Raw genomic sequence first — 18,553 nt, forward strand, 5'->3', positions numbered from 1 at the left:
AAGGGGAGAGGGGATCAAAAATCCCCCCATATCCATCACGGTTATTTATCGATCAACTTCAAATAATCACTATTTCATCTGTTGAAAGGTGAGATTTCAGTTGCGCGTTTTTCACTCTTTCCCCACGATAAGTAGAACGTTCTACTAAAACGTTCTACTTACAATAACAGCGCTTAAAAAGCGCTACTCGGGGGAAATCAGCATGAGTCTGATATCAGGGTTTGTTAAATCGCTGTCTAAGTTATCGATGATTGGTCGCGCCTTAATGCTGCCAATTTCACTGCTTCCCGCTGCGGGCCTGCTGCTGGCCTTCGGCGATAAGTTCCACCTGCCGCTGATGATGAACGCCGGCGGGGTTATCTTTGATAACCTGCCGATGCTGTTTGCCATTGGCTCTGCTGTCGGTCTGGCGTCGGAATCCGGTATCGCGGCGCTGTCCGCGGCGGTGTCGGTGTTTGTCACTAACATCACCATCAGTACCGTATTAAGCATTACGCCGGAAATGGCCTCACAGGGCGGAAAATATGCCATGGTGGTCGGCATCCCGACGCTGCAGATGGGCGTCTTCGGCGGGCTTATCTGCGGCATTCTCGCAGCCTGGTGCTACAACCGCTTCCACACCATGCAGCTGCCGGAGTTCCTCGGCTTCTTCTCCGGGAAGCGCTTTGTGGCGATCGCCACGGCGTTCCTCTCTTTCCTGATGGGGCTGCTGCTACCGTACGTCTGGCAGCATATTCAGGCCGGTATCGACGCGCTCTCCGTGATCGTAAACGGTGATAACCAGGCGGCATCAACCTTTATCTTCGGGCTGGTGGAGCGCGCGCTGATCCCGCTCGGCCTGCACCACATCTGGTATCCGTCCTTCTGGTATTCGTTCGGGGATTACACCACCCAGGCGGGCCAGGTGATCCACGGTGACCAGACCATCTGGTTCAAGATGCTCGAAGAGGGGGTGAAATCCTTCAGCAGCGACACCTACCAGAACGCCGGTAAGTTCATGCAGGGCGAGTTCCCGCTGATGCTGTTCGCGCTGCCTGCGGCATGCCTGGCGATGTACCACGAAGCGCATACGAAGAATAAGAAAATCGCGGCCGGTATTCTCTTCTCCGCTGCCCTCACCTGCTTCCTGACGGGGATCACCGAGCCGGTAGAGTTCACCTTTATCTTCGTGGCGCCGATTCTGTACGTCTTCAACGCCATCATGGCGGGCCTGGCGTACATGACTATGTACCTGCTGCACGCGCATATCGCCAAATCGTTCTCGGCGGGCTTTATCGACTACCTGTCGTTCGGGATCCTGCCGTCGTTTAACGGCTATCAGACCAACTTCCTGAGTGCCATTATCATCGGCATTCCGATGGCGCTGATTTATTACTTCACGTTCCGCTTCGTGATCCGTCGTTTCGACGTGAAAACGCCGGGCCGTACGGAGGTGACCGCCAGCGCGAATGACAAGTCCGATTCCGAACTTGCCACCGAAATCATCGGTCTGCTGGGCGGCGCGCAGAACATTGACTCCGTCGGCTCCTGCATCACCCGCCTGCGTCTGGAAGTGGCGAAGAGCGATGCGGTGGACAGGGACGGACTGAACGGGCTTGGCGCGCGCGGCGTGGTCTTCGTCGGCGACAACGGGATCCAGGTGATTTTCGGTGCCAGAGCACAGTTTATCGCCCAGACCATGTCCACCATGATCGGCAAATAATAAGATGCCTGAACGACACGTCTCCTGTACGCTGGGAAACGTGTCTTATCCGGCTGATAATCGGTAAATTTCAGGGAGCGGTTTTGAAGAAAGTCAGCATCATTGATGTCGCAAAGCACGCGGGCGTCTCGGTCTCTACCGTGTCGCTGGTGCTACGTCAGAAAGGGAAAATCTCAGAGGCGACGATCGAGAAGGTCAATGCCGCCATCACGACGCTGGGCTATGTTCATAACGTTGCCGCTGCCAACCTCCGCGCCAACACCTCCAATCTTATCGGCCTGATCCTGCGCGACTTCAGCGACAGCTTTTCCATCAAGGTGATGGCGAGCATCGTTCAGGAGCTGGAGAAGCAGGGTTATATGGTGTTTCTCGGCCAGCCGCTGAACGACCAGGAACATCTGGAACGGACCCTGCTGTCGTTTAAGCAGCAGGGCGTCGCGGGCGTTATTTATCTGGCGTCTGACACCCGTAACGCCGCTTTACCGGAGCAGATCCGCCAGTGCCCGCTGCCGCTGGTGGCGGTCTCGCAGTCTCTGCTGGACGAAAAATGCAATCTGGTCATGCGCGATAATCGCCAGGCGGCGAACCTGGCCGCACGCTATCTTATCGAACGCGGACACCGCACGATCGCCTACATTGGCGGGCGCGAGGGCTGTCTTATCCGCGAGCAGCGCCTGCTCGGCTTTCGCAGCGCGATGACGCAAAACGGGCTGGTCTGGCGCGATGATTATTCACCGGCCTGCAGCGACGACACCCAGGCCGCCGCGATGGCAACGCGTCAGCTGCTGGAGAAAAACAGCTCCATCACCGCCCTGCTTTGCCACTCCCCGGATGCGATGATCGGCTCCATTTCCGGCATTCACCAGGTGGGCCGCACCGTGGGGAAAGACGTGTTCCTGACCCAGCAGGTGGCGCTGATCGGTTTTGAAGATATGCTTCACGTCAACCTCACCTCCCCTTCCTTCACCTACGTCTCCTCGGCCAGCGATGAAACCGGACGACAGGCGGCGGGGCTGATTATCCGCAAGCTGAAGGAGCCGGATCTGCAAACCCAGCGCATTACGCTGTCCGGGCAACTTATCGCCCGCGAGTCGGCGTAAAATCAGAATTTGACACAGGTTTGCTGCAGCGAATTCGCTGCTATATTGCTGTGATTTGCCATGGATAATTGCAATGCCTACCGTTATCACTCACGCTGCTGTTCCCCTTTGCCTGGGCTTAGGTCTGGGAACGAAAGTCATCCCTCCCCGCCTGCTGTTTGCCGGGATCGTGCTCGCCATGCTGCCGGACGCCGACGTGCTGGCGTTCAAATTCGGCGTCGCCTACGGGAATATTTTCGGCCACCGCGGCTTTACCCATTCGCTGCTGTTTGCCTTTGCGGTACCGATACTCTGCGTGCTGATTGGCCGACGATGGTTCCGGGCCAGCCTGACGCGCTGCTGGCTGTTCTTAACCGTTTCACTGCTGTCGCACAGCCTGCTGGATTCCGTTACCACCGGCGGAAAAGGCGTCGGCTGGCTGTGGCCGTGGTCAGACGAGCGCTTCTTTGCGCCGTGGCAGGTGATTAGGGTCGCGCCGTTTGCGCTGTCGCGCTACGCCACGCCGTACGGGCATGAGGTCATTATCTCGGAACTGCTGTGGGTGTGGCTGCCGGGGGTGGTGCTGATGGGGATGTTGTGGTGGAAAAGAAGGTAAAAGTAGGCCCGGTAAGCGTTAGCGCCACCGGGCGTTACAGACTTACTTACGACGCCAGGTCGTCCCCTGCGGGCCGTCTTCCAGAATGATGCCCATCTCGGTCAGACGGTTACGCGCCGCATCGGCCGCCGCCCAGTCTTTGGCCTGACGCGCTTCCAGACGCGCCTTGATCAACGCTTCAATCTCCGCCACTTCACCGTCATCCGCCTGCGCGCCGCTCTGCAGGAACGCGTCCGGCTCCTGCTCCAGCAGGCCAAGCACGGAAGAGAGCTTACGCAGATGAGATGCCAGCGCATTCGCCGCTGCCATGTCCTCTGACTTCAGGCGGTTCACTTCGCGCGCCATGTCGAACAGTACGGAGTAGGCTTCCGGGGTGTTGAAGTCATCGTTCATCACCTCAACGAAGCGCGCTTCGAACGCTTCGCCCCCCGCCGCAGGCACAGATTTGTCGGTGCCGCGCAGCGCGGTGTACAGACGCTCCAGCGCCGAGCGCGCCTGCTTCAGGTTCTCTTCGCTGTAGTTCAGCTGGCTACGATAGTGGCCAGACATCAGGAAGTAGCGCACGGTTTCCGCATCGTAATACTTCAGCACGTCGCGCACGGTGAAGAAATTGCCCAGCGATTTCGACATCTTCTCGCGGTCAACCATCACCATCCCGGAGTGCATCCAGTAGTTAACGTACTCGCCGCCGTGGGCGCAGGTGGACTGCGCAATTTCGTTTTCGTGGTGCGGGAACATCAGATCCGAACCGCCGCCGTGAATGTCGAAGTGATTGCCCAGCTGCTTGCAGTTCATCGCGGAACATTCAATGTGCCAGCCCGGACGGCCTTCGCCCCACGGGGATGGCCAGCTCGGCTCGCCCTCTTTGGACATCTTCCACAGCACGAAGTCCATCGGGTTACGCTTCACGTCAACCACGTCCACGCGCGCGCCGGCCTGCAGCTGGTCCAGGTCCTGACGGGAAAGCGCGCCGTAGGTTGGGTCCGTCGGGACGGAGAACATCACGTCGCCGTTTTCCGCTACGTACGCATGACCGCGTTCGATCAGCTTTTCGGTGATCTCGATAATTTCGTGGATATGGTGGGTCGCACGCGGCTCGCTGTCCGGACGCAGAATATTGAGGGCATCAAAATCTTTGTGCATCTCAACAATCATGCGATCCACCAGCGCAACAAAGCTTTCGCCGTTTTCATTAGCGCGCTTGATGATTTTGTCGTCGATGTCGGTGATGTTACGCACGTACTTCAGGTTATAGCCCAGGAAGCGCAGGTAGCGAGAGACCACGTCGAACGCGACAAAGGTACGGCCATGGCCGATATGACAGAGATCGTAAACCGTAATACCACACACGTACATGCCGACTTCCCCGGCATGGATAGGTTTAAATTCCTCTTTCTGGCGCGTCATTGTATTAAAGATTTTTAACATCGAAGATTCCATGTAAACACGTGTGTGAGTTGTTTGTTCCCTATAATACCCATAATTCGGAATAGGATCAGCACACAATGCAAGGTGATCGCGTCCTGTGGTTATGCTATAACAAGCCCCTATATATGACCCGAAGGCGGGTCGACGTACCACAATAACGGAACAGGATGCAAAAATGGTTACTTTCCACACTAATCATGGCGATATCGTAATCAAGACCTTTGATGACAAAGCGCCTGAAACAGTTAAAAACTTCCTGGACTACTGCCGCGAAGGTTTCTACAACAACACTATTTTTCACCGCGTGATCAACGGCTTTATGATCCAGGGCGGCGGTTTCGAGCCTGGCATGCGCCAGAAAGAGACCAAGGAAGCGATCAAAAACGAAGCGAACAACGGCCTGAAAAACACCCGCGGTACGCTGGCAATGGCCCGTACTCAGGCACCACACTCTGCCACCGCGCAGTTCTTCATCAACGTAGCGGACAACGACTTCCTGAACTTCTCCGGCGAAAGCCTGCAGGGCTGGGGCTACTGCGTGTTCGCAGAAGTGGTTGAAGGTATGGACGTGGTCGATAAGATCAAAGCCGTCTCTACCGGCCGCAGCGGCATGCACCAGGACGTTCCTAAAGAAGACGTTGTGATTACAAGCGTGACCGTCAGCGAGTAATTCGTGGCGACACTCTTTATTGCGGATCTGCATCTGCAAACAGAAGAACCGGCGATAACCGCCGGTTTTCTGCGTTTTTTACGCGGTGAAGCGAAAGGCGCCGATGCGCTGTACATCCTGGGCGATCTGTTTGAAGCCTGGATTGGCGACGACGATCCTAATCCGCTGCACCGTGAAATGGCTGCCGCCATTAAAACGCTGGTAGATTCCGGCGTCCCCTGCTACTTCATTCACGGCAATCGTGATTTCCTGCTCGGCAAGCGCTATGCCCGCGAAAGCGGTATGACGCTGCTGCCGGAAGAGCAGGTGCTCGATCTCTATGGCCGCAAGGTGCTGATCATGCACGGCGACACGCTCTGCACCGACGATACCGGCTACCTGGCGTTTCGCGCTAAGGTCCACACCCCGTGGATCCAGAAGATGTTCCTTGCCCTGCCGCTGTTTATCCGCAACCGCATCGCCGCCAGAATGCGTGCGGGCAGCAAAGCCGCCAACAGCAGCAAATCCCTGACCATCATGGACGTCAACCCGCAAGCTGTGGTGAGCGTGATGGAAAAGCATGGCGTTCAGTGGCTGATCCACGGTCATACCCATCGCCCTGACGTGCATTCTCTGAGCGCCAACGGTGAACCGGCCCATCGCGTGGTATTGGGCGCATGGCACACTGAGGGTTCGATGGTCAAAGTCACCCCGGAAGGTGTCGAACTGATCGCTTTTCCGTTTTAACGTTTTCTCGTCGTTTCGCTTGTTTCTCAGCCACGCAACCGTTTTCCTTGCCCGTATAACATGCTATTCTCTGTGCCCTCGAAAGCAGTGTGTTTCGCACCACAGGAGTTTTAAGACGCATGTCTTCCCGCAATAATCCGGCGCGTGTCGCCATCGTGATGGGGTCCAAAAGCGACTGGGCTACCATGCAGTTCGCCGCCGAAATCTTTGAAATCCTGAATGTTCCGCACCACGTTGAAGTGGTTTCCGCACACCGTACGCCGGACAAACTGTTCAGCTTCGCCGAAAGCGCCGAAGAGAACGGGTATGAGGTGATTATTGCCGGTGCGGGCGGCGCAGCACATCTGCCGGGCATGATTGCCGCCAAAACGCTGGTGCCGGTTCTGGGCGTCCCGGTACAAAGCGCCGCGTTAAGCGGTGTCGATAGCCTCTACTCCATCGTCCAAATGCCGCGCGGTATTCCTGTCGGCACGCTGGCAATTGGCAAAGCGGGCGCGGCGAACGCCGCCCTGCTGGCCGCGCAAATTCTTGCTACGCACGACAAAGATTTACACCAACGCCTGGCGGAGTGGCGTAAAGCCCAGACCGACGAGGTGCTGGATAACCCGGACCCGCGGGGTGCGGCATGAAGCAGGTTTGCGTCCTCGGCAACGGCCAGCTGGGCCGCATGCTGCGTCAGGCTGGCGAACCGTTGGGGATTGCCGTCTGGCCCGTCGGGCTGGACGCCGAGCCGGAAGCGGTGCCGTTCCATCAGAGCGTAATCACCGCCGAAATTGAACGCTGGCCGGAAACCGCCCTGACCCGCGAGCTGGCGCGCCATAACGCCTTTGTGAACCGCGACGTGTTCCCGATCATTGCCGACCGTCTGACGCAGAAGCAGCTGTTCGACAAGCTGGGCCTCGCAACCGCCCCGTGGCAGCTGTTGTCTGATAAAAGCGAGTGGAACGACGTCTTCGCCATGCTGGGCGAGCTGGCGATTGTGAAGCGCCGCGTGGGTGGCTACGACGGTCGCGGCCAGTGGCGCCTGCGCGCAGGCGACACCGCCGAGCTGCCGGACGACTGCTACGGCGAGTGCATCGTTGAGCAGGGCATCAACTTCAGCGGCGAAGTGTCGCTGGTAGGTGCCCGCGGGCACGATGGCCGCACGGTGTTTTACCCGCTGACGCATAACCTGCATCAGGACGGCATTCTGCGCACCAGCGTCGCCTTCCCGCACGCCAATGCCGACCAGCAGGCGCAGGCGGAAGAGATGCTTTCTGCCATCATGCACGAGCTGGGCTACGTGGGCGTGATGGCGATGGAGTGCTTCGTCACGCCGTCGGGCCTGCTGATCAACGAGCTGGCGCCGCGCGTGCACAACAGCGGCCACTGGACGCAAAACGGCGCCTCCATCAGCCAGTTCGAACTGCACCTGCGCGCCATCACCGACCTGCCGCTGCCACAGCCCGTCGTTAACAGCCCGTCGGTGATGATCAACCTGATCGGGACCGATCTGAACTACGACTGGCTGAAGCTGCCGCTGGTGCATCTGCACTGGTATGACAAAGAGGTTCGCGCGGGTCGTAAAGTGGGTCATCTCAACCTGAACGACAGCGATACCGACCGCCTGAGCGCCACCCTGGAGGCGATCGTTCCTCTCCTGCCGCCAGAATACGCGAGCGGAATTGTCTGGGCACAGTCAAAGCTCAAGTAAGACATCTGCGCCGGGGAGTTGACCTTCCCCTTCCCCGGCGTACAATCCCCGCCCATTGCTGCTGAGTTTTCTTCTGGAATCACCATGAACGATGGAACGGACTATCGCGCGATCCTCGCGTCTGATACCCCTTTAATCGACGTTCGCGCGCCGATCGAATTTGCCCAGGGTGCGATGCCCGCCGCACTCAACCTGCCCTTAATGAACGACGACGAGCGTGCCGCCGTCGGTACCTGCTACAAGCGCCAGGGACCCGACGCCGCGCTGGCGCTCGGCCATAGCCTGGTGAGCGGCGAGACGCGGGCGGCGCGCATTAACGCCTGGCGCGAAGCCAGCCTTGCGCACCCCGAGGGCTATCTCTGCTGCGCGCGCGGCGGTCAGCGCTCGCATATCTCTCAGGCCTGGCTGAAAGAGGCTGGCATCGACTACCCGCTGATCCGCGGCGGCTATAAGGCCCTGCGCCAGACGGCGATTCAGGTCACCATTGAGCAGTCGCAAAAGCCGATGGTGCTTATTGGCGGCTGTACCGGCAACGGTAAAACGCTGCTGGTGAAGCAGCACGCGCAGGGCATCGATCTGGAAGGGCTGGCGCACCATCGCGGCTCGTCGTTTGGCCGCACGCTTACGCCGCAGCTTTCCCAGGCGAGCTTCGAGAATCACCTTGCGGTTGAGCTATTGAAAAAAGACGCCGCGCGCTGGGTGCTGGAGGACGAGGGCCGGATGATTGGCTCCAACCACCTGCCGGAGTGCCTGCGCGACCGCATGGTTGACGCCCCTATCGTTGTCGTCGAAGACCCGTTTGAAACCCGACTTGAGCGCCTGCGCGAAGAGTATTTTGACCACATGTGGGCGGATTTTTCTGCCGCGTACGGTGAGGAGGCGGGCTGGAAGGAGTACAGCGAGTACCTGCACCACGGCCTGTTTGCCATTCGCCGTCGGCTTGGGCTACAGCGTTTTGCGGAATTTACGGCGCTGCTGGACGCGGCCCTTGCCGAACAACAGCGAACGGGCAGCACCGACGCGCACTTCAGCTGGCTTGTACCGCTGCTGAAGGACTATTACGACCCGATGTACGGCTATCAGCTGGAGAAGAAAGCGGAGAAGATTGTGTATCGCGGGACGTTCGCAGAAATTGCCGAGTGGCTTAATCGCTAAAAAAAGCCGGGTGGCGAGGTAAAAGCAAAACGGCAACCTGGGTTGCCGTTTTTAATGTTTTTTCCCTCTCCCCGTGGGAGAGGGTCAGGGTGAGGGCATCAGGCCGCACCCTACATGACACCTTAGAAGTCGTAACGCAGACGCACCAGGTTCATGTCGCCCAGGTTGTCGGTGCTGGAGGTGAACACGTGTTCGTAATCCACGCGGAAACCGTAATCCAGCTGGAAGCTGATACCCACGCCGTTGTCGATGCGCTGGTAGTTACGGCCGTTCACGTACTCGATGCGGTCACCCATGAAGTAAGGCTGGATGGATTTCACCGCGTACTGACCGATTGGGAATTTGTACCCTGCGAAGTATTCAATACCCCACGCGTCGCCCGCAAAGTAGTCGTTAACAGACACTTTTTTGGTGGTCAGGAAGTTCTGGTACCAGCCGCCGCCAGCGGAGAAGGTCCAGTTGTCCGGCGTCCAGCTCAGCGCAGTACCGACAATATTCTGGTCGTAGGATTTGCTGTCGCCGTTGTCCGGATTACGCATGTCCGCACGGGTGTAGTTCCACGCAGCGCCCCAGGTCAGATCGGTGGTCAGGTGGTAATCGATACCCAGTGAGCCGCCGCCTTTACGCTTGTAGCGCAGGCCGTTGCCCGGCAGGTATTCGCTGTCTTCAAACAGGTAGGATGCATAGATGTCCGCATCGCCCACGGTTTTCTTATATTTCAGCATCTGGCGTGAACGGTAAGAGCCGTCGTAGTCGCCGTTGATCCCGTTACCCGGCGCCTGGCCGATCATGTCGTAGTCCCAGATATCGGTTTTCGCGCCCACCACATCGTAGTACACGCTGTTCTGCTGGCCGAAGGTCAGCGTACCCCAGGTATCGCTCTTCAGTCCGGTGTAGAGCATACGGCGTGAGGTGTCGTGCGCGCCGTCGGCGTAGTGGTTATCCCAGTTAAACTGCGCCGGAATGTTCACCCCCAGCTCGTAGTAGCTGATCCAGCTGATGTCGTCAAACAGGTAGTAGTCTGCCGCGAAACGGAAGCGGGTACCGCCGTCAAAGCCGTTACGCTTGTAGCCGTTTTTGCCGTCATCGCCGGTCATGTTCTGGAACTGAGGACGAATGCTGCCGCCAACGGTGAAGTTCAGGCGGCTCAGCGGGTTACCCGCCTGAGGATCCTGCTTAAGTACGGTGATTTCTGCCTGAGATGCAAAAGTAGTCAATGCCACTGCCGCGCCGATCGTTGCCGCCAGCGCTGATTTTTTTATAGTCATTATTTTTCCTTAATAGACACGCTGCTAAATATTTAGCTGGTGAATATTAACCGGAAATTTTCGGGCTGTGTGGGCGGGTTTTTAATGTTTTGTGCTACTAAATGCGTTGGCATTATCACTTTGTGCTATTTAAGCATTATGCACCGGCATAAAAACCGGTGCGTAATTATTACCATGCCAAATCAATTCACAAACTGCCGGAACAGGGCCTTGCCCTTTAACAATCGCGCCCCGAGCCAGCCCCCGCAGAGTGAGAGCAGCACCGCGCCGCAGAGAGGGAGTACTAGCCAGAGACGCCAGTCAGGCTCCCACGGGAAGTCGAAGACCTTTGTCTGCAGCACCGCCAGCGCCGTCTCCGCGCCAATCGCCGCGACCAGACCCGCCACCAGCCCAAGCAGCGCAAACTCGCTCCAGAGCGTCGCCCGCAGCAGCCGCTTACCCGCGCCGAGCGTGCGGTAGACTATCAGTTCCTGATGACGCTGGCGCATGCCCACCTGCACCTGCGCCAGCAGCAGCAATATGCCGCAGATTGTCACCAGCACCACCATCACCTCCAGCGCGCGGCTCACCTGCTCCAGCACTTGCCCGACCTGTTTGAGGATCGCGCCAATATCCAGCAGGCTCACCGTCGGGAACTCCCGGTTAAGCTGCGTCAGCATGCCGTTGCCGTTTTCCCAGCGGAAGCTGGTCAGCCAGCTCTGCGGCTGCCCGTCCAGCGCGCCCGGCGGGAAGATGAAGAAGAAGTTTGGCCGCAGGCTTTCCCAGTCCACTTTACGGAGGCTGGTGACTTTGGCGGTAAAATCCTGGGTATCACCGGTGAAGGTCACGCTGTCCCCGAGCTTCACGTTCAGGCGCGTCGCCAGCCCCTCTTCCATCGACACCTCTCCCGCTTTCGGCGGCCAGCTACCGGCGGTAATCGGGTTATGGTCGGGACGTTTCGCCTGCCAGGTCAGGTTGAGTTCGCGGTTAAGCGACTCGTCCTTGTTCCCCTCGGTTGACTGGCCGTTGATCTGCGTCAGACGCGCGCGGACGATGGGATAGAACGACTCGGGGATAATGTGATGCTCCGACAGGAAGCCCTTCAGCGGCGTTACCTGTTCCGGTGCGATGTTGATCAGGAAATAGTTCGGGCTTTCCGGCGGAAGCTGCTGCTGCCAGCGATCCAGCAGATCTCCGCGAAGCACAAGAAGCAGCGCCAGCAGCATAAACGACAGCGAAAAGGCCGACAGCTGGCTGAGCGTTGACCAGGGCTGATGCAGCAGGCGGTTGACCGCCAGCCGCACAGGCAGGGATTTTACCGTCAGCGTTTTCAGGACGTTGAGCAGTATCCAGCCCAGCACACCGCACAGCAGCGCCAGTACCACCGCGCCGGCCAGCACGGCCCACAGCAGGGTGCTGCCGCCCATCAGCCAGGCCAGCAGCCCGACCGCAACAGCAATAATCGCCGGAAGATAGAACTTCAGCGGCCAGACGTTCGCCACCACATCATTGCGCAGCACCCGCAGCGGCTGCGTCGCGAGCAGCAGGCGGTACGGGCGCAGCCCCACCAGCACCGAGATCACCGTCATCGCGCCCATCGCCCACAGCCACGGCCAGAGGCTTGCCGGGGGCAAAGCGGCTGGCAGCACCGGTTTCAGCATCACCATCAGCAGTTTTTCAAACAGCAGGCCTATTATTCCGCCGGTGAGCGCAGAGAGGGCCAGCAGCATCAGCCACTGACCGACGATCAGCTTGCGCAGCTGCGCCCGCCCCGCGCCGAGGGTTTTAAGGATCGCCACCAGGTCGTAGCGGCTGCGGCAGTAGTGCCCCATCGCCACGGCAACCGCCGCCACCGCCAGCAGCAGGGTTAACAGCGCCGACAGCAGCAGGAACTGTTGGGAACGTTCGAGGGATTTGCCGAGCGCCCCTTCGTCCTGCTCCAGCCCGTACCAGCGGTGTTCCGGCTTGAGCTGCGGCAGAAGCCATTTTTCATACGCCTCCAGCTGCGCGGGCGTGCCGCCAAACTTGTAGCGCCAGGTGACGCGGCTTCCCGGCTGGACGGCGTTGGTTTTCGCGACATCGGCGGTGTTCATCAGCAGGCGCGGCGCGAGCTGGAACGGGTTAAAGCCGGAGTCGGGCTCCTGCACCACTTCCCCGGCGATTTTCAGCGTGGCATCGCCAACGTCAATACTGTCGCCGGGTTTCAGGTTGAGAAGTGCCATCAGGCGCGATGCCAGCAGCACCGTGCCGGGCGTCGGCTTTAGCCCCGGCGGGCTGGTTTGTAATTCCCCGTACATCGGGTAGATGTCGTCCACGGCCTTCACGCTGGCGAGCTGCGGGGTGTCCCCCGCGAAGGTCATGGTCTGGAAGGTGAGCTGCTCCCCCACCTTTAGCCCTTCCTTGCGCGCTTCCTCAATCCAGCCAGGCGGCACAGGACGCGAGCTTTGCAGCGCCCGGTCCCCGGCCATAAATTCGCGGCTCTGCTGGCTGAGCCCTTTTTCCATACGGTCGCTGACGCTGCCGAGCGCCAGCACACAGGCCACCGCCAGGCTTAACGCCAGCCAGACAATCAGCAGCGAGGGCGAGCGCCATTCGCGCCAGAACCAGCGGGCGATCATGCTTCCTCCTGAAGAATACCGTTCACCAGCCGCAGGCGGCGGTCGCAGCGGGCGGCCAGCTGCGGATCGTGGGTCACGAGGATCAGCGTGGTGCCATGTTCGCGGTTAAGCGAAAACAGCAGGTCAGCAATTTTGTCGCCGGTTTTACGGTCAAGGTTGCCGGTGGGTTCATCGGCAAACAGCACTTCCGGGCGGCCGTTAAACGCCCGCGCCAGCGCCACGCGCTGCTGCTCGCCACCAGAAAGCTGTGCCGGAAGATGGTCGAGGCGCTTGCCCAGGCCGAGCTGTTCCAGCAGCGCCTTCGCATGCGTGCGGCTTTCGCGACTCTTTTCGCCGCGCAGCAGCGCCGGGAGTTCGACGTTTTCCAGCGCGTTCAGGGTCGGGATCAGCATAAAAGACTGAAAGACAAAACCGATATGCCGCGCGCGCAGCGCGGCTCGCGCCTCTTCATCAAGCTGGTGCAGCGGTTGCCCGACCAGGTGGACTTCGCCGCTGCTGCCATCGTCCAGACCGGCCAGAATCGCCAGCAGCGTAGACTTGCCGGAACCGGATTCGCCAATCAGCGCGATGGTTTCGGCGCGTTTGACAACGAGTTCAACTCCGGTAAGGATTGAAAGCTCCTGCTCCCCCTGACCGACGGACTTCTTAAGACGATGAACTTCAACACTGTTTTCCGCTGGCATTTGCCCTTCCTGTTTTTGATGCTGATGACCTTCCGCGCGGCGGCAGCGGACACGTTACTGATTCTTGGCGACAGCCTGAGCGCGGGCTACCGCATGGCGGCCAGCGCGGCCTGGCCGGCTCTGCTCAATGACAAATGGCAAAGCAAGACGACCGTTATCAACGGCAGCATCAGCGGCGATACCTCGCAGCAGGGTCTGTCGCGCCTGCCTGCGCTGCTCAAGCAGCATCAGCCGCGCTGGGTGCTGGTTGAGCTTGGCGGTAATGACGGCCTGCGTGGCTTCCAGCCGCAGCAAACCGAGCAAACGCTGCGTACCATTTTGCGGGACATCAAGGCGGCAAACGCCCAGCCGCTGCTGATGCAAATTCGCCTGCCCGCCAACTACGGTCGTCGGTATAATGAGGCCTTTAGCGCGATCTACCCTAAGCTTGCCAAAGAGTTTGATATTCCGCTCCTGCCATTTTTCATGGAAGAGGTCTATCTCAAACCCCAGTGGATGCAGGACGACGGTATCCACCCCAATCGCGATGCGCAGCCGTTTATTGCCGACTGGATGGCAACGCGGCTGGCTCCTTTAGTTAAACATGACTCGTAATTCAGCGGAGTTCCTGACAGGTAAAGTTATGCAAAAATCGGTCTTAATTACAGGATGTTCCAGCGGAATCGGCCTTGAGAGCGCGCTTGAACTAAAGCGCCAGGGATTTAGGGTGCTGGCAGCGTGCCGCAAGCCTGACGATGTCGAGCGCATGAACGGGCTGGGCTTTACCGGCATACAGCTGGATATGGACTCGCCGGAGAGCGTTGAACGCGCCGCCGACGAGGTGATAGCCCTGACCGAAGGCCGTCTGTACGGTCTCTTTAATAATGCCGGTTACGGCGTGTATGGCCCGCTGGATACGCTCTCGCGCGAAACGCTGGAGAAGCAGTTTTCAACCAATTTCTTCGGCGTCCATCAGCTCACCATGCGTCTGCTCCCGGCCATGCTGCCGCACGGCGAAGGGCGCATCGTGATGACATCGTCAGTGATGGGGCTGATTTCCACCCCGGGCCGCGGCGCCTACGCCGCCAGCAAATATGCGCTGGAAGCCTGGTCCGACGCCCTGCGCATGGAGCTGCGCCACAGCGGCATCAAGGTCAGCCTGATTGAACCCGGCCCGATCCGCACCCGCTTTACCGAAAACGTGAACCAGACCCAGGCGGATAAACCGGTCGAAAACCCCGGCATCGCCGCACGTTTTACCCTCGGGCCAGAGGCGGTGGTTGCCAAAGTGCGCCATGCTTTTGAGAGCGAGCATCCCAAAATGCGCTATCCGGTGACGCTGGTCACCCATGCCGTCGGCTGGTTAAAGCGCCTGCTGCCGGGCAGGATAATGGACAAAATTTTGCACGGCTGAGTTGAAGCGACGACGCTCATCCCCATGTAAAGAGTAAACCGACAAAAGAGAAAGCCGCATGTCCGTACAGAATATCGTCAATATTACAGAAGCAAACCTGCAACAGGTCCTCGAACAGTCGATGGCTAAACCGGTGCTGTTCTACTTCTGGTCTGAGCGCAGCCAGCATTGTCTGCAGCTGACGCCGGTGCTGGAAAGCCTTGCCGCGCAGTACAACGGTCAGTTCATTCTCGCTAAGCTGGATTGTGACGCCGAACCGATGGTGGCCTCGCAGTTTGGTCTGCGCGCCATTCCAACCGTTTATCTGTTCCAGAACGGCCAGCCTGTCGATGGCTTCCAGGGCCCCCAGCCGGAAGAGGCGATTCGCGCCCTGCTGGATAAAGTGCTGCCGCGCGAAGAAGAGCTGAAAGCGCAGGAAGCGATGGCGCTGATGCAGGAAGGCAAATACGACGAGGCGCTGCCGCTGCTGAAAGAGGCGTGGCAGCTGTCGAACCAGGACAGCCAGATCGGCCTGCTGCTGGCGGAAACGCAGATCGCCCTGCACCGTTCAGAAGACGCGGAAGCCGTGCTCAAGACGGTTCCAATGCAGGATCAGGATACCCGCTATCAGGGGCTGGTGGCGCAGATTGAGCTGCTGAAGCAGGCGGCGGACACCCCGGAAATTCAGCAGCTGCAGCAGCAGGTGGCCGACAACCCGGCGGATGCCGCGCTGGCAAGCCAGCTGGCGCTCCAGCTGCATCAGGTGGGACGTAACGAAGAGGCGCTGGAGCTGCTGTTCAGCCACCTGCAGAAAGATCTGGCTGCCGCAGACGGTCAGGCGCGCAAGATGTTCCAGGAGATCCTGGCCGCGCTGGGCACCGGAGACGCGCTGGCGTCGAAGTATCGTCGTCAGTTGTACGCGCTGCTCTACTAACAAAAAATGCCCGGTGGCGCTAACGCTTACCGGGCCTCCAAAAACGGATATTACCCCGTCTTTTTCAACTGCGTCACCACCAGCTGGTGGCGCGGGTTGTAGAACTTCCGATAGGTCAGGTAGCAGGCAATGATAGTGGACAGGCTCGCCGTGGAAAGCAGCATAAACGTCACCATGATCTGATACTTAATCGCTTTTACCGGATCGATACCGGCAAAGATCAGCCCCGACATCATGCCCGGGAGGCTCACCAGCCCCACCGTTTTGGCAGAATCCACGGTCGGGATCAGCGATGAGCGAATGCTCTCACGAATCAGCCGCGCTGAAGCCACTTTTGGCGTCGCCCCCAGGCTTAACTTCTCCTGCAGCTGCTGCTGTTCACTGCTGAAACGCTGGCCGAGGTTGTTGTAGCACAGGCCAACGGCCACCATAGCGTTTCCCGCAATCATCCCGGAGATAGGGATCACCTGCATCGGCGTAAACTCAATCGAGCCAGAGAGCACCAGCACCGCCAGGGTGAGCGCCGTCCCGGTGGTAATCGCGATAAATGACGAGATAAACGCCTTATCAATATATTTACTGCGTTTCTGCGCGTTCCACGCCGCGTTAAAGCAGATGAAGAGCACCATCAGCAGCGTCAGCACCGCGTGGTTGACGTTGAAAATATACTTCAGCACATAGCCGACGATGACGAGCTGTACCACCGCGCGGCAGATACTCCAGACAATATCTTTTTCCAGGCCCAGCTTTTCACGGTAGCTGACGACGATAGCAATCAGCACCAGCACCATCGAAAACGCCAGAGATTCATTGGTAATGTTATGCTCACCCACGGTTGGCCTCCTGCATTTTCCCGCCGTGCGGCTGGAGCGTAATCACGTCATCCGCATGGGTAATTTCGTTTGAGTCGTGCGTCACCCACAGCACGGCAATATTCTGCTCGCGGGCGTAACGATGAATAATCTCGTTGACGTTGCGTTTGTTGGCATCATCGAGCGCGCTGGTGATCTCATCCAGCAGCAATACCTTCGGTAAGAACTGCAGATTACGGATCAGCGAGACGCGCTGCTTTTCGCCGCCCGAGAGCTCACTGATGGATTTGGTCAGCGTCTCCTTCGCCAGGCCAAAACGGGCCAGATCGTCGATGAATTTTTCCGGCTCCGGCGTTTTATTGCGGATTTGCCACGGAAAAATCAGGTTATCAAAAACCGTGTCGCCAAAAAGCACGGGCGTTTGGACGCAATAAGAGACCTGCTGGCGATAGCTTTCCGGGGAAAGTGACGCAATATCCTGCCCTTCAAACAGAATGGTTCCCTCCGTTGGGCTCAGCAGTGAGGCCACAATCTTCAGTAAGGTGCTTTTACCGCAGCCTGACGGCCCCGTTATCAGCTTGAACTCACCGGGGGAAAGGTTAAACCCGACGTGCTGAAGGATCGTGTTATTTGCGACACGAAAGCCGACGTCCTTTATCTGCAAAACTGCATTTTCGTTGTTCATATTTTTTCCAGTAACTCCTGAGCGTTATTAGCATAATCCGTGCCGCACGTTCGTCACAACGCGTTTTAGCGCCCCCTTTCGTCACCAAGACTTCCGATTGTGTTTACCGTGCATTCATTAGACATGCTTTACACTTTCGCTTTACAGTTTACGCCGTGACCTTAGCGACACTTCCGTATCCCTGGTTTAGAACATTCGTTAAAGTGGTGTTAAGCTCTGCCCGCAACACAATAAGGAAGTACAAGAATGTCTAATATTCACACTTTTTATGAGTTTTCTGAACTTGAACCCGGCGTGAAAACCATCGATCAGCTTCTTGCCGCCATTGCTTCAGAATCCGTTACGGCTTATGTGTTCGGGGGAGAGCTTGTCCGGTTCGTTAAGGGCCTGCTGAAGATGAAGCCGGTCATTCAGCTGAAGAATTGCCGCTTTGCGTTTGATAACGGCACTCGCTTCGTTGAAATCGACGGCAGAGGGAATGTCAAAGAGTTCGAGCCGGGCAAGGTTCCGGCCTGGTTCCAGTCTCCCGGTGAGTTTGCCCGCGGCCAGTGGCTGGTCAACCATGATTTTGCGGACCTGATGACGCCGGAATTTATCCGCGCGTTTATTGAGCGCTTCCCGGACGTAAGCAAACGACGCGAACACGCGAACCTGCTGTTCGATCTGCAGCTCAATAAGCTGGCACCCGCGCAGCCCGCGGCGAAAAAGACAGGCAACGTTCAGGGCAAAACGACCAAACCCAAAGTCACCGATCTGCAGTCTTTCGAACTCTTCAGCCAGTTTTATGCGCGTATGAAAACGGCAGTCTGTGCAGACCAGTTCCCGACGCTGCAAATTCTGACGGGACACGACGCCGTCAACGACGCGCCCACCTCTCTGAAGGGCGCGGTTCGCACCTGGTTCAAAGGGATCACCGGTCAGCTTCCGCCGAACAACAAGCGCGTGGGCGCGGGCAATGCGGAACTGTTCTGCGCGCCGATCCGCGAGCAGCTGCGCCAGGTCGAAGAGATTGGGCTGGAGACCTTCTATCACGGCCTGTCGAAAGCCATCGCCGATGCGGGTGACGATGCGCTGATCGCTGACTTTACCTACAGCTACCACTAACGCTCTGCCCCGCCCGTCGGACGGGGCGA

Annotated in this window: 18 protein-coding genes; 12 read left to right on the top strand and 6 right to left on the bottom strand. The window is 58.4% G+C overall.

Features of this window, described 5'->3' with window-relative positions:
• The first annotated feature begins 202 nt into the window (after nt 1-202).
• The 3 genes from HBA26_RS04445 to HBA26_RS04455 all read left to right on the top strand — a co-directional run bounded on the left by HBA26_RS04445 (nt 203) and on the right by HBA26_RS04455 (nt 3,397).
• Entirely contained in the window at nt 203-1,702 is a 1,500-nt protein-coding gene (locus HBA26_RS04445) for a PTS transporter subunit EIIC (protein WP_028012223.1), read from the top strand.
• Between the two features lie 83 nt (nt 1,703-1,785).
• Entirely contained in the window at nt 1,786-2,802 is a 1,017-nt protein-coding gene (gene malI / locus HBA26_RS04450; protein ID WP_028012222.1) for a Mal regulon transcriptional regulator MalI, read from the top strand.
• Between the two features lie 73 nt (nt 2,803-2,875).
• Nucleotides 2,876-3,397 carry a metal-dependent hydrolase gene (locus HBA26_RS04455; protein ID WP_126345084.1) on the top strand — a complete coding sequence of 174 codons (522 nt, stop codon included), beginning with the start codon at nt 2,876-2,878 and terminating at the stop codon, nt 3,395-3,397.
• Nucleotides 3,398-3,439: 42 nt separating this feature from the next.
• Here the strand turns inward: HBA26_RS04455 and cysS are convergent, their stop codons facing one another.
• Nucleotides 3,440-4,825, bottom strand: coding sequence for a cysteine--tRNA ligase (cysS, locus tag HBA26_RS04460; RefSeq protein ID WP_041911037.1), 1,386 nt, complete (start codon nt 4,823-4,825; stop codon nt 3,440-3,442).
• 175 nt (nt 4,826-5,000) lie between these two features.
• Between cysS and ppiB the strand changes: the two genes are divergently transcribed.
• From ppiB to mnmH, 5 genes are all read left to right on the top strand, one after another.
• Nucleotides 5,001-5,495 carry a peptidylprolyl isomerase B gene (gene ppiB, locus HBA26_RS04465; protein ID WP_000256009.1) on the top strand — a complete coding sequence of 165 codons (495 nt, stop codon included), beginning with the start codon at nt 5,001-5,003 and terminating at the stop codon, nt 5,493-5,495.
• Between the two features lie 3 nt (nt 5,496-5,498).
• Complete coding sequence (gene lpxH, locus HBA26_RS04470) at nt 5,499-6,221, top strand: UDP-2,3-diacylglucosamine diphosphatase (RefSeq protein WP_126345085.1); 723 nt, start codon at nt 5,499-5,501, stop codon at nt 6,219-6,221.
• 119 nt (nt 6,222-6,340) lie between these two features.
• Entirely contained in the window at nt 6,341-6,850 is a 510-nt protein-coding gene (gene purE / locus HBA26_RS04475) for a 5-(carboxyamino)imidazole ribonucleotide mutase (protein ID WP_006809824.1), read from the top strand.
• On the top strand, nt 6,847-7,914 hold the full coding sequence (gene purK / locus HBA26_RS04480) for a 5-(carboxyamino)imidazole ribonucleotide synthase (RefSeq protein WP_028012218.1): 1,068 nt from the start codon (nt 6,847-6,849) through the stop codon (nt 7,912-7,914). Before purE ends, purK begins: the two co-directional genes overlap by 4 nt.
• An 84-nt stretch (nt 7,915-7,998) precedes the next feature.
• Nucleotides 7,999-9,069 (top strand): tRNA 2-selenouridine(34) synthase MnmH, encoded by a 1,071-nt coding sequence (gene mnmH / locus HBA26_RS04485; protein WP_059357447.1) that lies wholly within the window; start codon nt 7,999-8,001, stop codon nt 9,067-9,069.
• Between the two features lie 122 nt (nt 9,070-9,191).
• Here the strand turns inward: mnmH and HBA26_RS04490 are convergent, their stop codons facing one another.
• From HBA26_RS04490 to ybbA, 3 genes are all read right to left on the bottom strand, one after another.
• Nucleotides 9,192-10,337: a porin gene (locus HBA26_RS04490; RefSeq protein WP_047367634.1), complete on the bottom strand. Its 1,146-nt coding sequence runs from the start codon at nt 10,335-10,337 to the stop codon at nt 9,192-9,194.
• Nucleotides 10,338-10,519: 182 nt separating this feature from the next.
• Nucleotides 10,520-12,934, bottom strand: a complete 2,415-nt coding sequence (gene ybbP, locus HBA26_RS04495; protein ID WP_126345086.1) for a putative ABC transporter permease subunit YbbP — start codon at nt 12,932-12,934, stop codon at nt 10,520-10,522.
• Nucleotides 12,931-13,617 carry a putative ABC transporter ATP-binding protein YbbA gene (gene ybbA, locus HBA26_RS04500; protein ID WP_041912055.1) on the bottom strand — a complete coding sequence of 229 codons (687 nt, stop codon included), beginning with the start codon at nt 13,615-13,617 and terminating at the stop codon, nt 12,931-12,933. Before ybbA ends, ybbP begins: the two co-directional genes overlap by 4 nt.
• Between ybbA and tesA the strand changes: the two genes are divergently transcribed.
• The 3 genes from tesA to HBA26_RS04515 are packed head-to-tail and all read left to right on the top strand — an operon-like array spanning nt 13,588 to nt 15,923.
• Complete coding sequence (gene tesA / locus HBA26_RS04505; RefSeq protein WP_028012213.1) at nt 13,588-14,211, top strand: multifunctional acyl-CoA thioesterase I/protease I/lysophospholipase L1; 624 nt, start codon at nt 13,588-13,590, stop codon at nt 14,209-14,211. The genes ybbA and tesA overlap by 30 nt on opposite strands.
• The gene (locus HBA26_RS04510; RefSeq protein ID WP_102863616.1) at nt 14,201-15,010 is read left to right on the top strand and encodes an SDR family oxidoreductase; all 810 of its coding nucleotides are present in this window, start codon (nt 14,201-14,203) and stop codon (nt 15,008-15,010) included. Before tesA ends, HBA26_RS04510 begins: the two co-directional genes overlap by 11 nt.
• A gap of 58 nt (nt 15,011-15,068) precedes the next feature.
• A complete protein-coding gene (locus HBA26_RS04515) occupies nt 15,069-15,923 on the top strand; it encodes a co-chaperone YbbN (RefSeq protein ID WP_049137546.1) in 855 nt (284 codons plus the stop codon).
• Nucleotides 15,924-15,973: 50 nt separating this feature from the next.
• Here the strand turns inward: HBA26_RS04515 and fetB are convergent, their stop codons facing one another.
• Nucleotides 15,974-16,756 carry an iron export ABC transporter permease subunit FetB gene (fetB, locus tag HBA26_RS04520; protein WP_047367630.1) on the bottom strand — a complete coding sequence of 261 codons (783 nt, stop codon included), beginning with the start codon at nt 16,754-16,756 and terminating at the stop codon, nt 15,974-15,976.
• Nucleotides 16,749-17,420, bottom strand: coding sequence for an iron ABC transporter ATP-binding protein FetA (fetA, locus tag HBA26_RS04525; RefSeq protein ID WP_028012209.1), 672 nt, complete (start codon nt 17,418-17,420; stop codon nt 16,749-16,751). Before fetA ends, fetB begins: the two co-directional genes overlap by 8 nt.
• A 246-nt stretch (nt 17,421-17,666) precedes the next feature.
• Here fetA and HBA26_RS04530 point away from each other — a divergent pair, with 246 nt between their 5' ends.
• Nucleotides 17,667-18,524, top strand: coding sequence for a hypothetical protein (locus HBA26_RS04530; protein ID WP_041911048.1), 858 nt, complete (start codon nt 17,667-17,669; stop codon nt 18,522-18,524).
• Nucleotides 18,525-18,553 lie beyond the last annotated feature (29 nt).

The sequence above is a fragment of the Enterobacter sp. 725m/11 genome, assembly GCF_011683705.1.
GTDB classification, from domain to species: domain Bacteria; phylum Pseudomonadota; class Gammaproteobacteria; order Enterobacterales; family Enterobacteriaceae; genus Enterobacter; species Enterobacter bugandensis.

Coding starts and splice junctions, on each gene's coding strand:
- HBA26_RS04445 (WP_028012223.1), top strand. CDS start 203: ATGAGTCTGATATCAGGGTTTGTTAAATCGCTGTCTAAGTTATCGATG.
- HBA26_RS04455 (WP_126345084.1), top strand. CDS start 2,876: ATGCCTACCGTTATCACTCACGCTGCTGTTCCCCTTTGCCTGGGCTTA.
- cysS (WP_041911037.1), bottom strand. CDS start 4,825: ATGTTAAAAATCTTTAATACAATGACGCGCCAGAAAGAGGAATTTAAA.
- ppiB (WP_000256009.1), top strand. CDS start 5,001: ATGGTTACTTTCCACACTAATCATGGCGATATCGTAATCAAGACCTTT.
- purE (WP_006809824.1), top strand. CDS start 6,341: ATGTCTTCCCGCAATAATCCGGCGCGTGTCGCCATCGTGATGGGGTCC.
- purK (WP_028012218.1), top strand. CDS start 6,847: ATGAAGCAGGTTTGCGTCCTCGGCAACGGCCAGCTGGGCCGCATGCTG.
- mnmH (WP_059357447.1), top strand. CDS start 7,999: ATGAACGATGGAACGGACTATCGCGCGATCCTCGCGTCTGATACCCCT.
- HBA26_RS04490 (WP_047367634.1), bottom strand. CDS start 10,337: ATGACTATAAAAAAATCAGCGCTGGCGGCAACGATCGGCGCGGCAGTG.
- ybbP (WP_126345086.1), bottom strand. CDS start 12,934: ATGATCGCCCGCTGGTTCTGGCGCGAATGGCGCTCGCCCTCGCTGCTG.
- tesA (WP_028012213.1), top strand. CDS start 13,588: ATGAACTTCAACACTGTTTTCCGCTGGCATTTGCCCTTCCTGTTTTTG.
- ybbA (WP_041912055.1), bottom strand. CDS start 13,617: ATGCCAGCGGAAAACAGTGTTGAAGTTCATCGTCTTAAGAAGTCCGTC.
- HBA26_RS04510 (WP_102863616.1), top strand. CDS start 14,201: ATGACTCGTAATTCAGCGGAGTTCCTGACAGGTAAAGTTATGCAAAAA.
- HBA26_RS04515 (WP_049137546.1), top strand. CDS start 15,069: ATGTCCGTACAGAATATCGTCAATATTACAGAAGCAAACCTGCAACAG.
- fetA (WP_028012209.1), bottom strand. CDS start 17,420: ATGAACAACGAAAATGCAGTTTTGCAGATAAAGGACGTCGGCTTTCGT.
- HBA26_RS04530 (WP_041911048.1), top strand. CDS start 17,667: ATGTCTAATATTCACACTTTTTATGAGTTTTCTGAACTTGAACCCGGC.